This is a genomic window from Bacillus sp. FSL W7-1034 (assembly GCF_038593365.1).
Lineage (GTDB): Bacteria > Bacillota > Bacilli > Bacillales > Bacillaceae > Bacillus > Bacillus altitudinis.
Window position 1 is genome coordinate 1,173,190 of record NZ_CP151989.1, and the last position, 13,436, is coordinate 1,186,625.

At 41.0% G+C, this 13,436-nt stretch carries 19 protein-coding genes, 1 tRNA gene and 1 riboswitch; of the genes, 10 read left to right on the forward strand and 10 right to left on the reverse strand.

Annotated elements, in window-relative coordinates:
* Positions 1-16: 16 nt before the first annotated feature.
* Positions 17-592 (forward strand): CotO family spore coat protein, encoded by a 576-nt coding sequence (locus NST73_RS05865; RefSeq protein ID WP_047945549.1) that lies wholly within the window; start codon positions 17-19, stop codon positions 590-592.
* Positions 593-629: 37 nt separating this feature from the next.
* Here NST73_RS05865 and NST73_RS05870 read toward each other — a convergent pair whose 3' ends face one another.
* From NST73_RS05870 to NST73_RS05890, 5 genes are all read right to left on the reverse strand, one after another.
* Positions 630-1,073 (reverse strand): CotY/CotZ family spore coat protein, encoded by a 444-nt coding sequence (locus NST73_RS05870; protein WP_008348434.1) that lies wholly within the window; start codon positions 1,071-1,073, stop codon positions 630-632.
* Between the two features lie 212 nt (positions 1,074-1,285).
* Positions 1,286-1,777 carry a CotY/CotZ family spore coat protein gene (locus tag NST73_RS05875; RefSeq protein ID WP_144666782.1) on the reverse strand — a complete coding sequence of 164 codons (492 nt, stop codon included), beginning with the start codon at positions 1,775-1,777 and terminating at the stop codon, positions 1,286-1,288.
* A 147-nt stretch (positions 1,778-1,924) separates the two neighbouring features.
* Positions 1,925-2,410 carry a spore coat protein gene (locus NST73_RS05880; RefSeq protein WP_008348431.1) on the reverse strand — a complete coding sequence of 162 codons (486 nt, stop codon included), beginning with the start codon at positions 2,408-2,410 and terminating at the stop codon, positions 1,925-1,927.
* Positions 2,411-2,498: 88 nt separating this feature from the next.
* The gene (locus NST73_RS05885) at positions 2,499-2,834 is read right to left on the reverse strand and encodes a hypothetical protein (RefSeq protein ID WP_035392394.1); all 336 of its coding nucleotides are present in this window, start codon (positions 2,832-2,834) and stop codon (positions 2,499-2,501) included.
* A 44-nt stretch (positions 2,835-2,878) separates the two neighbouring features.
* Positions 2,879-3,265 carry a spore coat protein gene (locus NST73_RS05890; protein ID WP_007498962.1) on the reverse strand — a complete coding sequence of 129 codons (387 nt, stop codon included), beginning with the start codon at positions 3,263-3,265 and terminating at the stop codon, positions 2,879-2,881.
* Positions 3,266-3,442: 177 nt separating this feature from the next.
* On the opposite strand from NST73_RS05890, the gene NST73_RS05895 reads away from it, so the two are divergent.
* From NST73_RS05895 to NST73_RS05915, 5 genes are all read left to right on the forward strand, one after another.
* A complete protein-coding gene (locus tag NST73_RS05895; RefSeq protein ID WP_058337473.1) occupies positions 3,443-3,793 on the forward strand; it encodes a DUF1360 domain-containing protein in 351 nt (116 codons plus the stop codon).
* 71 nt (positions 3,794-3,864) lie between these two features.
* Positions 3,865-3,993, forward strand: a complete 129-nt coding sequence (locus tag NST73_RS05900; RefSeq protein ID WP_008348422.1) for a hypothetical protein — start codon at positions 3,865-3,867, stop codon at positions 3,991-3,993.
* Between the two features lie 84 nt (positions 3,994-4,077).
* Positions 4,078-4,299 (forward strand): hypothetical protein, encoded by a 222-nt coding sequence (locus NST73_RS05905; RefSeq protein ID WP_008348420.1) that lies wholly within the window; start codon positions 4,078-4,080, stop codon positions 4,297-4,299.
* A gap of 84 nt (positions 4,300-4,383) precedes the next feature.
* The gene (locus NST73_RS05910) at positions 4,384-4,521 is read left to right on the forward strand and encodes a YjcZ family sporulation protein (RefSeq protein WP_008348419.1); all 138 of its coding nucleotides are present in this window, start codon (positions 4,384-4,386) and stop codon (positions 4,519-4,521) included.
* 136 nt (positions 4,522-4,657) lie between these two features.
* Entirely contained in the window at positions 4,658-4,915 is a 258-nt protein-coding gene (locus tag NST73_RS05915) for a stage VI sporulation protein F (RefSeq protein WP_008348417.1), read from the forward strand.
* A 16-nt stretch (positions 4,916-4,931) separates the two neighbouring features.
* Here NST73_RS05915 and NST73_RS05920 read toward each other — a convergent pair whose 3' ends face one another.
* Positions 4,932-7,241 (reverse strand): ATP-dependent helicase, encoded by a 2,310-nt coding sequence (locus tag NST73_RS05920; protein WP_342499455.1) that lies wholly within the window; start codon positions 7,239-7,241, stop codon positions 4,932-4,934.
* A gap of 126 nt (positions 7,242-7,367) precedes the next feature.
* Here NST73_RS05920 and NST73_RS05925 point away from each other — a divergent pair, with 126 nt between their 5' ends.
* Entirely contained in the window at positions 7,368-7,625 is a 258-nt protein-coding gene (locus NST73_RS05925) for a hypothetical protein (RefSeq protein WP_008348414.1), read from the forward strand.
* A gap of 83 nt (positions 7,626-7,708) precedes the next feature.
* On the opposite strand, the gene NST73_RS05930 is transcribed toward NST73_RS05925, so the two are convergent.
* The 3 genes from NST73_RS05930 to NST73_RS05940 are packed head-to-tail and all read right to left on the reverse strand — an operon-like array spanning position 7,709 to position 9,458.
* Positions 7,709-8,143: a GNAT family N-acetyltransferase gene (locus tag NST73_RS05930; protein WP_047945552.1), complete on the reverse strand. Its 435-nt coding sequence runs from the start codon at positions 8,141-8,143 to the stop codon at positions 7,709-7,711.
* 6 nt (positions 8,144-8,149) lie between these two features.
* Entirely contained in the window at positions 8,150-8,665 is a 516-nt protein-coding gene (locus tag NST73_RS05935) for a YjcG family protein (protein ID WP_024720139.1), read from the reverse strand.
* A gap of 52 nt (positions 8,666-8,717) precedes the next feature.
* Positions 8,718-9,458, reverse strand: a complete 741-nt coding sequence (locus NST73_RS05940; RefSeq protein ID WP_019743058.1) for an esterase family protein — start codon at positions 9,456-9,458, stop codon at positions 8,718-8,720.
* Positions 9,459-9,678: 220 nt separating this feature from the next.
* A riboswitch (SAM riboswitch) is annotated at positions 9,679-9,800 on the forward strand.
* Positions 9,801-9,879: 79 nt separating this feature from the next.
* Between NST73_RS05940 and NST73_RS05945 the strand changes: the two genes are divergently transcribed.
* From NST73_RS05945 to NST73_RS05955, 3 genes are all read left to right on the forward strand, one after another.
* Positions 9,880-10,998 (forward strand): methionine biosynthesis PLP-dependent protein, encoded by a 1,119-nt coding sequence (locus NST73_RS05945; RefSeq protein WP_326242333.1) that lies wholly within the window; start codon positions 9,880-9,882, stop codon positions 10,996-10,998.
* The gene (gene metC, locus NST73_RS05950; RefSeq protein WP_025207169.1) at positions 10,995-12,173 is read left to right on the forward strand and encodes a cystathionine beta-lyase; all 1,179 of its coding nucleotides are present in this window, start codon (positions 10,995-10,997) and stop codon (positions 12,171-12,173) included. The genes NST73_RS05945 and metC overlap by 4 nt, the downstream gene beginning before the upstream one ends.
* Before the next feature lie 128 nt (positions 12,174-12,301).
* Positions 12,302-12,374, forward strand: a tRNA-Val gene (locus tag NST73_RS05955).
* Between the two features lie 782 nt (positions 12,375-13,156).
* Here the strand turns inward: NST73_RS05955 and NST73_RS05960 are convergent.
* Entirely contained in the window at positions 13,157-13,375 is a 219-nt protein-coding gene (locus NST73_RS05960; protein WP_224563074.1) for a hypothetical protein, read from the reverse strand.
* Between the last annotated feature and the right edge of the window lie 61 nt (positions 13,376-13,436).

A 13,436-nucleotide genomic window follows, 5' to 3' on the forward strand; every position in this document is an offset into this window, starting at 1 on the left:
TTCGGGAGGGATCAGTATGTCAAATAAAGGTGATGAGAATCAAAAGCCGCTTATGTATATTGTTCAGCCGAGCTATGATGAATCAGCGCCGGCCATGCAAAATATTGTGAGAAAGCGCAAGAAGTCAGAAAAACCTTCAGAAACCAAAAAAAGCGCCAAAGAGGATGCAATCGAAGAAAGCGTGCAAGAACCTGTATCACAGGAAGTAAAGCAGAAAAAAGAAGAGCCGCCTGCGCTACAGCAAGAGCGGGAGATCAATCAAGAAAAAGATAATTCACAAAATCGAGAGCCAGTACAAGAACAAGAAAAACAGCCAGAAGGCGTATTTCATGAAACAAAAGAAGAACCAAGAAGAAAACGAGTGAAGAAGCCGTTAAGCCAAATGAATATCGAGGAGAAAGTCGATTTTCTTACAAGTCTGCCGCATAATATGCCGAGAGCGCTTTGCCTCATTGAAGCCGATGGAAAAACATACAGAGGAATCATCATGGAGAGAAAAGACAATATGGTGGTCATCCGCACAGCAGGCGGCGGTAATCCAGTGGAATTAGCGATTGGTGATATTTCTTCTATTCATCCACTTGGTTTTTAATGAACATAAAAAAAGTCCCATAACGGGACTTTTTTTGTTAGCAGCTACGGTTGATGAGTCTTGGATTTAAGCACTCGATTGCGCAGAAGCAGTCAAGGTCTACTTCAATGCAATATTTTGATTTTTCTAAACGGAACACATCACATACGGAATCTTTATCTGTAAAATCTAAAATATGACGATCTTTGTCAAATGCAATAAGCAAGCTGAGTGTTGCGCAGTGATCAGAGATGTGTTCGACTCTGAAAAATGCAGTGCTGAAGCAAGGGCCAGCATCTACTTCTCCGACGTTTCCGAATGCGACGAATGGTTTTGATTTTGAGGTAAATAGAACAAACGGGACAGTGTCACCTAATGAATGTGATGGAGAAAGGAGATTGCTGTAACAGCTGGTCGGGCAATCCTCTTCGACGGCATTTTGTAAGTCGTTTATGTTTTCAACAGCCTCTGCTACACAGTTCCATGAATGTTTGCGGCTCATATTCAACCCTCCTATACAAGGAAATTTGTTTGAGTGTTTGAGCACTGTCATCATCATCTATAAGCTTTATTATGTGTCTCGCCGGTTGATGCATCTAATGTCAATCAATGCGGAAGCGGCCGCCTTTTGCTGACTGCTCCGCATGATTGGTTGTCATTCGTGAGGAAGGGGATGCTTTGACTTATGACAAGTTAGATGAGCGAGCGATTGGTTTAGCCGTGGTGATGATGCTTTTTATCTTTTGTTGGCAGGACTCTGTCGACAAGTTCTGGATTTAAACATTGGATCGCGCAGAAACAGTTCAAATCAACTTCGATACAAAAGTCCGCTTTTTCTAAACCAAAGAAGTCAGGATCGCAAGGGTGACAAACGCTTAGCGTATGTCCGTGTACATCAACAGGTCTTAATACAGATAATGTGGCACAGCAGTCATGCAATTTTTCAACCCGGAAGAAAATGGATTCGAAGCATTGGCAATCGTCAACAAATCCTCCAATGTTTCCGAAAGTAGAGAACAATCCGCCCTTTTTATCAAAAAGTAAAAACGGAATCGTATCTTTTCCAGAAACTGTCGGGCTTAATAAATTACTGTAGCAGCTCGTAGGACATTTATCTTCTACAGCTTCCTGCTCTGCTAAAATCTTATCAACCGCATCGCATACACAGTTTTCATCATGTCGGCCATGGTGTTTTCCGCAGCTCATGGATTTCAGCTCCTTTAACAAGGTATTTGACTTTAGTCCTTAACAACATATGTATGCGCCCTCTAGTTGGTGTGGGTAAATGACTATTTATCTTTGTTGTATTTTTAGAAAAAGGAAAAGCAGAGCTTTTCGCTCTGCTTTTGTACATTAGAGGATACCAATTGCAACGATCGTCGCAACAAGTGTCTGTGTAAGCGTTTGGATGGCAATAGAGATGTCTGCATCGATTGTAGAAACTGTAACGTTTCTAGAGTTTTCGATAACAAGTTTCTGGCGATTTGTTTGTTTGTGGCTAGCTGCTTGCAATAGATCTTGCGTGACGCGGTCAGCTAGGTCACCATCAGCGATTGAGATGTTTGTAATGGTGATGATCGCTGTTTGAACAGCTGCTTGGATAGATGCTGCAACCTGTGCATCAACAGAAGAGACGTTAATGTCACAAGAATCTCTAACGATAATGACTTCCTCAGATGTCTGCTTTGTTACACTCACTTGATCAAAGTCTTGTAAAACATCTTCATCATCATAATAGTGGCCGTCACAAACTGCTTTTCTTTCGTAGTTATGATGGTAATCGCCGTGGTGTGTACAGTTGCGATCTAGAGCGACCCAAGAGTATGGTTTAGAATCCATTTCTTTTCCTCCTTCCGTTTACTTTATTAAATGCTGGAATGATTGGTTTTGTCTCGGGCATTTATCCTAGCAGGCAACCCATTTTTATTTAATCGTTATTTTGCTGCGCTTGACGACGCTGCTGGATACGTTCTCGAAGTGAATTTCGTTTAGGGCGCACTTGTGGTTCAGGCTCGACCTCTTCTGCATGTTTTGCTGCCTCTGCCTGACGCTTTTTCTCCTGCTGCTGCTGTACGAAATCATCTGCTTTCTTTTGTAAATCCTGAACCAGCTTCAAAATCATCCTTCTTTGATCTTCTGAAAGGTTTGCTTTCTGATCATCTGTGACATTATTTTTGTTTAAAATATCACTCACAAGAAGGCTTGTTAATGGATCAACATCAGTGTTGATTTGAAACTCCTTTTTTTCGTTCTCTTCAGCCACGATTATTTCACCTCTTTCATACATGATGTTAGAAAAAGAAAGGGTCAAAGAATGCCGGCTTCAACTAAAAGTACATTCAGTGTTTGAGTGAGAATTTGTACGGAGTTCATAATGGATGCATCAGATAATGTAATCGTGACGTTATAACAATTGATGATTTGAATCACTGTTTTCTTTTGAACTGTCACTTGTTGTGCAGCTAAAAGCTGTTCTGTGATGTCTGCAGCCAATTCATCATCTGGTACAAGAATTTGAATTAAAAGAGTAATGATTGTCGTTACGGTCGCTTGAAGGGAGAGTGCGGCTGTTACATCTGTTTTATGAATCGTGACATTTTCGGAATCCTTGATCTCGATGAAATCATCATAATTGCTGATTAATTCGTTTAACAGTTGTGTGTATAATAAATCAGCACTTTCTTCAATAGACAATACTTTCACTCCTTTCTTATCTATACATTATTTAATGCAGCAGAGGCTCAAGGTGGAATCGGAAAGCATGAAAAAGTACAACCCAATTTTATTTGCACCCGATTCATCATGGTGGTCTTTCTTTTTGCATATATAAAGAAAGGACGGAAAAAGAAGAATGAAGGAGGTGGAGGTTCCATGAGCGGCGCTTTGTCATTTACTATATTTGCCCTCGCATCCTTTAGGCTGACGAGATTGATCGTGTTTGATACGATTACAGCCCCCTTTCGCCGTCTATTTCATGAAGAGCAAGAAGAGGTAAACGAACAAGGTGAAGTCGAGACCTATATCGTCATTAAGGGGAAGGGACTGCGATCGTGGATAGGAGAGCTGTTAAGCTGTTATTGGTGTACGGGTATATGGTGCACTGCTGCTTTATTACTGATATACATATTTTTTCCTGTCATCAGCATGTGGCTTAATTTACTATTAGCGATTGCCGCCGCAGCAGGCTTGATTGAAGCAGTCGTGTCGAAGCTTGTGAAATAAACAGGCATTCTGATCAGACACGCTTAAAGAAAATGCATATACTAACATGGAATAGGAAAGGAAGGGTTGCGATGAAACCAACTGAAACACCGTCACATATGCTTCAAGGGTATCCAGCGCAGTCAAATCAACAATCTGTATATACGAAGAAAATCAAGAAGACTGGCTGCGGCTGCGGGAAGAAAAAGAAACCTCAATAGGGAAAAACAAAAGCCGGATTTATCCGGTTTTTTTGTTGCCCTTTTTTTGGGTGATGCATATGTAAGAGAGAAGGGGTGACCAGAATGGATGCATTCGAACAATTAATCGGTTCCTTGTTCACTAAACCCCATGATGGGAAAGAGCAAGCGCACGAAAAAGCTGAAATGGATCTAGCGAATAAAGCGAAGGATCTTGAAGAGCACTTAAAAGCATTTGGCGAGAAAATGGACACTTTTGCGAAAGAAACAGAAGCATTCATGATCCGTCATGGAGAGGCAGATTACGTCTTTAAACAGCAGAAATAAAAATTCCGCACTTTTTTATGTGATCGTCCAAACCATTTCATGTATTTTTCATATTTTGTAAGGGAGAAGAGGAGGTGCTTAAATATGAGTTGTTACGGTTACGGTGGCGGTTATTGCGGAGGTTATGGTGGCGGCTACGGCGGCGGTTATGGTTCAACTTTTGTTCTTGTCGTCGTGCTTTTCATCCTTCTAATCATCGTTGGTGCTTCTTTCTTTAACTAAACAGTAAGAAGGTGAGGGAAGCAATAGGGAAGCCTTTTGCTTTCCTTTCTCTTTGCTAACAAGGCAGCAGGATAGGCACATATCTCGCCTATTTTCATATAGTAAGGTGATTACTCCACAAAGAGGAGGCAAAGGAATGGATAATAAGTTCTTTAAAAGTGTGGAAAATAAAACAGGTGTAAATATGAATGATGTCTTTAAGCTTGCAGGTTCTTTGCAAAACGCGAACTTTAAAGATGAGAATACCGTTCGAGGTGTCATTAAAAAAGTAGCGCAGCTTGCAAACAAACGTGTACCTAAAGAAATGGAAGACAAAATCGTTCAATCGATTACAAGTGGAAAAGAAAAGCTTGATTTTAATACAATCGCTAAAATGATGAACAACAAAAAATAAACAACAGGCTCTCCATTTAAAGGGGGGCCTGTTGTTTTTGGGTAAAACCTTCACGATGTTTCTTTAAAAGAGGGTACAAAAAGCGGGAACGGTGAGCAGTTTTTCCTCTTCTATATGATGGAACGGATAGATAAAGGGATTGTTCTGCTCTCGTCATGGCAACGTATAATAAGCGCCGCTCCTCTTCAATGGCTTCTTCATCACCGCTTCTCAGCTCATCAAGTGCAAAGTCATGAGGGAGCGCCCCATCAACCACGCTCGTGATGTACACTGTTTGGAATTCTAGTCCCTTCGCACGGTGGATCGTCATGAGCTGAACGCCTGGTTCATCTGATTTTTCCTTTTCAGCAGATTTCATATGTTCGGCATGAGCGAGGAAGGCTTCAATTGTTTCAAAACGTTTCGCCGCTGTTTTCACATCTCGTACATCATCTGTTCCTTTTTCAAGCACATTCGTATCATTCACACGTTTTTTTAAATAATCACCAAGTCCCATCCTTTGTTCAATAAACGCTACAGCTTCAGATGGCTTTAACGATTTTAACGTTCGAAACAGGGGAACGATCGATTGTAGTTTTTTGCGCTGAAACGGCTGAATGTCTGTTAGCTTTCCAAGTGCCTCTACCATAGAACAATCTTCCGTAATGGTCAGCGCCTTCAGGGTATTCAGTGTTTGCTGCTTTAAAAAGAAAACGGGCAGCAGCAGCTTCATTGCGGCGACATCATCTGCATCCTGACTTAGCGAAAGAAAAGCGAGCAGCACCCGAACAATTCTTCTGCTATAAAAGGCTTTTACACCAGCATCGGTTTGATACGGAATCGCCGATTGATGAAGACGTTCATAAATCGCACGGCCTCCTGTATTCGTTCTAAACAGCACGCAAAAGTCATTCGGTTTTGCACCGTTTTTAATTTTCTCCTGAATATCTGCTACGATCATGGTCGCTTCCTCTTCCTCGTCATATGGATAAAAAAGAGTCGGCGGAATTTTCTCCACGCGAACGGCTTTTAACGTTTTCTCGTAACGATGCTGGTTCTTCTTAATAATGGCGTCTGCACTTGCGACAATCGTATGATGAGAGCGGTAATTTGCATGTAAATGGACGATCTCGGCCGAAGGATAGTCCTGTTTGAAGTCAAGAATAAAAGCAGGATTGCTTCCTCTAAATGCATAGATGGCTTGATCATCATCGCCTACACAAAATAGCTGCTCGGATTCTCCAGCTAAAAGCTGGATTAATTGATATTGTACGGGATTAATATCTTGAAATTCATCTACTAAAATATACTTGAATCGTTCTTGATATTGTTTGAGCAATTCAGGCTGCTTATTCAGCATGTGTAAACAGGCAATCGCCATGTCATCAAAGTCAAATTGTTGATTTTCACGCTTTTGCTGTTCGTATGACTGATAGATTGTCCACATTTGCTTTTCCTTTTCATCTTTCAGCTCAGGAAGTTCGTTTGGTAAAAAAGCATTTTTCCAATAGCCGATTGATTGCAGCACTTGATCGGTTGGATAGTCTTTTTCATCAAGTCCTTCATTCATGATCGCTTTGCGAATATACTGCTCTTTTTGCCAGTCGAATTTAATCAAATGCTGTCCGTTCCATTTACCCCGATCATCGTGAAGCAGCATTTTATAAAATAGACTGTGGAATGTGCCTGTCACAACTTGGCTCGCCTGTGAAGGATGAAGCTGATACTGCATACGCAGTCTTTCTTTCATTTCACTGCTTGCTTTTGTGGTGAAGGTCACGAGCAGGATATGGTGAGCAGGGATTTGATGGTATGACATCAGATAAGCAGCTCTTGCTGTCAGTACCCTTGTTTTCCCGCTGCCGGCGCCAGCTAGCACAAGCATCGGACCGTCTTTGTGTGTGACTGCTTGAAGCTGTGGTGCGCTAAAGGTGATGTGTGGAAAGAGGTCAATGGTATGCACTTCTTCATTCTTTTCTAAATGAAAGGTTTCGCCAAATTGAATGGACCGTGGTTCCTGCCAGTCATCCGATTCTTCTGTTTGTGAGCTGATCTGTTTGCCGGTTGGAAAGCGAAAGCCGCCAAGTTCTTTGTAGGATGCATCTTCCTCTCGTTCAGCCGGTTTCTTTTCCTCTTGTTGTTCTCTTTTTTCGCAAATCTCTTGCTGAGATATTTGCTTATGGATAAAGGCAGGTTCTTCATGTATATTTAATCTAAAAAAGACGGGTTGTCCGCAATATGGGCAAGATAAATGCCCTTTTTTCCCCTCATCATGGAGGAATTGATAGTGTTCTCTCGAATATGTATGTAATGAGATCGTTCGATCATGTCGTCGTGCGCATTTCAAAGCTAGTCCTCCAATAGTCAATCAATCTTAAAAAGAAACACATCTAATCATATCAAATGAGGCGTGTTTCAAACAGTCATAATTAGGGAATAGTAGAATAGAAGAGAAGCAAAGGAGGCGTTCTTGATGGGATATATAGCCCCGATTCAGCCGGATCTGTATTTTCAATATATCAATCGTCCTGCTCCTCAGGATAAAGAAGACTATGCGAAAGTGACGAAGGTCACCCGCACCTTTCATGACAAGGTATACAGAGAGCTGGAGAAAAAAGAGGATTTAGTGACAGAAGCGGAAACGAAAGTACAGCAAAAAAAGCGGGAACGCTTTGTACGAGATATGTTTATGGAAGAAGGTAAGGGCGTTCATATCAATACTTACGTCTAAATGACTGCGCTTTCTTCCTGAGCGAACGAGATGGAATCAATAAAAAGCCAGAGCATCCATGATGCCCTGGCTTTTTATTTTCGTTAAACGGATAGTGTTTTTGTCATTTTGACATGTGTAATCCCTGCTTCTTCAAACGGTTCTGAAATGGCTTTGTAGCCTTTCTTTTCGTAGAAAGGAAGAGCTTGGACTTGTGCATGCATGACAGCTTCTTTCGCTCCGTTTGCCATCGCTTCAGACTCAAGTGCTTCTAAAAGCTGGTGGCCAAGACCGAAAGAGCGCGCCTCTTTTAATACACAAATTCGTTCAAGCTTTGCCTTATGACCTTCAATTATGCGCAGTCTAGCAGCAGCTTGTGGTTTGTTGTCATCATTATAAATGACAAAGTGAATGGCTTCGTCCTCAAGTTCATCAATTTCGATCTCTAACGGGACTTCTTGTTCTTTTACGAAAACTTCTTTTCGAACATAATAAGCATCTTCTCGTTGTGTTTGTTCTTTTACGATGACTGTATTCAAATGTCTTTAACCCTCTTCTCCTAAGATAAATGTTTCATAAACGGTCCAAGAACCGTTCTCTAATTGATATAAAAGGTGGAAGCGGTCAACCGTTTCCTCGTGATCAATTTTTCTCAGCTTCAATGTGCCTAGAACGTCTGAATGCTCATCGTCTGATAACTTTTGAGCCACTGTCACATGCGGAACAAATGCATATTCAGGTGTACCAGCAAGCGGATCAGTGTACAACTTCTCATTGAGAGTCATTAATTCTTCGTTCGGTTCTACTTTCATATAAATCACGTTGTTTACAGGAGCGAATGAACTGAATTTTTTAATACGTAACGTAATAGGAGAAGCATTTTTTGCGTACTCTCGCAAGGTGGAGACGACCTCAGCTGCTTCTAGATCCGTTAATTCAAAAGGTGTTCTTAATGTTAAATGAGGTGGTATGAGTGCATAGTTCGGATCATAACGTTTCCGATAAGAGTTCGCAATGTCTTGCAATTTTTTTGATGGAAATAAAACAACTCCGTATTTCATCATGTTCCCTCCTGATTAAGAAAGTATTTATTATTTTTTATTATAACAAAATTCAGTTGATTAACGAATATGGGAGCATTCTTTTTAACGAAGGTGAAATGAGCGGTTGCCAAAACGTCCATTTATGATCGCCTTCGAATGTCTCAAATAAATAATCCGCACCAGACTTCTCCAAAAGGACCTTTAATTCTTCGTTCGGCTGAATAAAGTCTAGCACTTGCCCATCTGTCGTTTTCACAGCTGTTTCTTCTAACCCGATTTGATGGATAATCGCATAATGAGCAAGGGATGATGACTGTTTGACTGCTTGAAGGACCGACTCATCCACGTAAGGAGACTGCAAAATCAATCCGCCAAATAACGAAGGATAATCAATGGCTGTCATAAGTGAGATCGTAGCACCTAATGAATCACCAATAAATGTACGACCTGATCCAACTTGATACGTTGGATAGTGTTCATCAATATACGGAACTAGTTCATTTGCCAAAAAGCGTTTATACGCCTCGAACTTTGGTCCGTCTGGATGATACGTATTTCGCCTTTCAGTAACATTTTCATATGGGACACCAATGATAATCGAGCGTTCCATTTCTTTGTTTTGCATTAATTCTTCCGCTTGTCTGCCTATTTTACCTAGACGGAAATAATCATGACCATCTTGTGCAATGATGACATGATATGTATAAAGGGGGGAGTAATTGACTGGCAAATAAATCAAAATGGTCATATCTGCCCCAAGTTCTTTTGACTGTAAGGTTTCTTCTTGAATGATGCCTGTTTTCTTCACCATAATCCATTCCTCCAGCTAACCAAATTCATCATAAGTGAAACGTTTCCATTCATTGTAACACGAAAAACAGCGTTGTTCCTATATGCTAACATGCAATCAAATTGACTGACATTCAATCTAGTGCAAAATACAGAAAATTTTAATTAATCGTTACATTTCCCCTTGAAAAATGAGGTTTAATGCGTTACAGTATTAAGAATTAGAACAGACAGACAACACATTCTTATCGTGAGAGGTGGAGGGACTGGCCCTTTGAAACCTCAGCAACCGGTATGCATCACTTCATGTGATGTACCAAGGTGCTAAATCCAGCAAGCAGCTTTTTTGCTTGGAAGATAAGAGGAAGCGATTAAACCCCTTCTTCTTATGAAGAAGGGGTTTTTCTGTTTTGAAATTAGATTTTTACTTAGGATGGTGTCAAATGACAGAACATGTGGAAACGAAGTTAGCGCAAATTGGAAACCGCAGCGAAGAGGTGACTGGTACTGTCAGTCCTCCCGTTTATCTTTCAACAGCTTACAGACATAGAGGCATTGGGGAATCAACAGGATTTGATTATATTCGGACGAAAAACCCAACAAGGCAGCTTGTAGAAGATGCGATTGCTTCACTCGAAGAAGGAACGGCCGGTTTTGCCTTCAGTTCGGGAATGGCTGCCATCCAAACGATCATGGCGCTGTTTGAGAGCGGGGATGAACTCATTGTTTCATCAGATTTATATGGCGGTACATACCGTCTATTTGAAAACGAATGGAAAAAGTACGGACTGCGCTTTGTTTATGATGATTTTTCAGATGAAGACTGTTTACGCTCTAAAATGACGCCAAATACAAAAGCCGTCTTTATTGAAACGCCAACAAACCCACTCATGCAGGAAGCGGATATTCAAAAGGTTGCGAAAATCGCAAAAGAACACGGTGCATTGGTCATTGTGGATAACACCTTTTATACGCCCGTCTTGCAAAAACCGATTACACTCGGAGCGGATATTGTCATTCATAGTGCAACCAAATATTTAGGCGGACATAACGATGTTCTTGCCGGACTTGTCGTCACAAAAGGAGAGAAGCTATCTGAAGACATGTTCCAGCATCAAAACGCCATTGGGGCGGTTTTATCTCCATTTGACTCATGGCTTTTAATGAGAGGAATGAAAACATTGGCGCTGAGAATGCGTCAGCACGAAGCAAATGCGAAGGAATTAGCTGATTTTCTAAAGCAGCAGCCTGAAATTCAAGATGTCCTTTACCCAGGAAAGGGAGGCATGCTGTCATTCCGAGTAGCCAAAGAGGACTGGGTCAATCCATTTTTGAAGCAGCTGAAAACGATTTGTTTTGCTGAAAGCCTTGGCGGAGTGGAAAGCTTCATTACGTATCCTGCAACGCAAACCCATATGGACATCCCAGAAGAGATTCGTATTGCAAACGGTGTGTGTAACAAATTGCTCCGTTTCTCAGTCGGGATTGAGCATGTGGAGGACCTAAAAGAAGACCTGAAACAGGCACTATCAAATGTGAAAGAGGAGGTACACACGAAATGACCACACACGATTGGACATTAGAAACACAACTCGTTCATAATGCATTTAAAACAGACCGTTCAACAGGTGCAGTCAGTGTACCGATTCAACATGCATCGACGTTTCACCAAAGCAGCTTCGATGACTTTGGTCAATATGACTACTCCAGATCGGGAACTCCGACACGTCAAGCATTAGAGGATACGATTGCAGCGCTAGAAGGAGGAACGAGAGGGCTTGCCTTTGCGTCAGGTATGGCAGCCATTTCAACCGCTTTTCTTCTGTTATCAAAAGGAGATCACGTTCTTGTCACAAGAGATGTGTACGGCGGGACTTTCCGAATGATCACCCAAGTTCTTTCAAGATTTGGGATTGAGCATACCTTTGTGGACATGACCAATTTGAATGAAGTGAAACAAGGCATTCAATCAAATACAAAAGTCATTTACATGGAAACACCGTCAAACCCTACACTCGGTATTACGGATATTGAAGGTGTCGTACAGATTGCGAAAGAACATGACTGTCTGACTTTCTTAGATAATACGTTTTTAACGCCTGCGCTTCAGCGTCCGCTGGACCTTGGTGTTGACGTTGTGCTGCACAGCGCAACGAAATTTTTAAGCGGCCACAGTGATGTACTTTCAGGCTTAGCCGTGGTGAAAGATGAGAAGCTAGGAGACGAACTTTATTCGCTGCAAAACTCCTTCGGGGCGGTGCTTGGCGTACAGGATTGCTGGCTTGTGCTTAGAGGATTAAAGACCCTTCAAGTCAGATTAGAAAAAGCCAGTCAAACCGCATTAGAACTAGCTTCATTCCTCAAAGAACATCCTGCGGTCAAAAAAGTATATTACCCAGGATTAGATGATCACCCAGGGGCAGACATTCAGCGGAAGCAGGCGAGCGGTGCAGGTGCTGTTCTTTCATTTGAACTAGAAAACCAAGCGGCTGTCAAAGAATTGGTCGATGGCGTCACATTACCTGTATTCGCCGTCAGCCTCGGAGCAGTCGAATCCATTCTTTCCTATCCGGCCAAAATGTCCCATGCCGCTATGCCAAAAGAAGAAAGAGAAAAAAGAGGTATCTCGGATGGTTTACTTCGATTAAGTGTGGGCGTAGAAAACGGAGAAGACCTCAAAAGGGACTTCAAACAAGCACTAGATCAACTAAAGCCAGCTCTTGTAAATCAATCATAAAAGTCAGTGAAAAGCCGGTATGGATACCGGCTTTGTGCCTTTTTTGAACAAAACCATTGACGACTGATCATGATGGTTATATAATAGAGATTGTCAGTAACAGAAAGCCCAGAACTGATACATAACCCGATTCCGTAGCTCAGCTGGGAGAGCGCTACCTTGACAGGGTAGAGGTCGCTGGTTCGAGCCCAGTCGGAATCATCGTTTAAACCCTTGCCTAGCAAGGGTTTTTTGTTTTTTTTTGACAACGAATGTTTGTTCTGTTTCTTTTGTTTGGGGGCGAATTGGGGACGAACTTTATCCACCAGATTGTTTCTCAGTATCTTTAGGATCAAAACGATTAAAGTGTTCTGCAGTGTTTTAAGGGTTAATTTCTAATAATTCGCGAGCTTCTTCTTCTGTAATTTCTCCATCTCGAGAAGCGATTAATGTTTCGAGATCTTTTTAATATTCGACTTGTTGTTTCTACCTTTGGGAAGAACATCAATCGAGACATCTAAAATGTTCGATATAGCTATTAACGTATTATGGTCTGGTTCTCTTGTCCCTAATTCATAGGCTGTATATGCTGAGATACCAAGTTTATTTCCATATATTGTTGCGTTAGCTATTTCTCTTTTCTATTTGTTGTTGCCTACCCTTTAATAAATACATTCTAACGTAACGTTTAGTTACATATAAGCGCATGTAACAAAAAGAAACGTTTTTTCTCAAAGTGGTTGATTTTGTAACAAACGGTGGAAACATAAGCATAAGGGGGGAAAAGTAAACGGACTAATACCAACTTTTCAATGTTAATATTCTTAGATGGGAACAAACAAAAGGTATTTGGAACTCATCAACAGACAGTAATTATCAAGGTTGAATTAAAATCTTGAAATCACTAACATAGGCATAGTGAAGGCGGCTATATATTTTAAAGTTAGCTAATTAAAAATGATAGGAGGGTCACCCCCCTATCTATTTTGCCTGTCCAAGTACCATCACCCTTTTATGCATCTTTTAATAAAGAGACCGAAACATTTGATAGATTCTTTTTGTGTATTGGCTTTTAGATGAATAGTTTTCAGCTCATCTTGAGGAGTTATTACCTTTTGACTCATGTTGCTGTCTGCATTAGAAGTTGAAGCGAATGCAGGAGATGCAGAAACAAGTAAAGCAAAGGATAATGCCGAAAAAGTTAAAACTTTTTTTAATCTCATTTAAAACTCTCCCTTGTTTATTTTGATATTCCTGATTATCCCATTTTTTATAATAAAATCA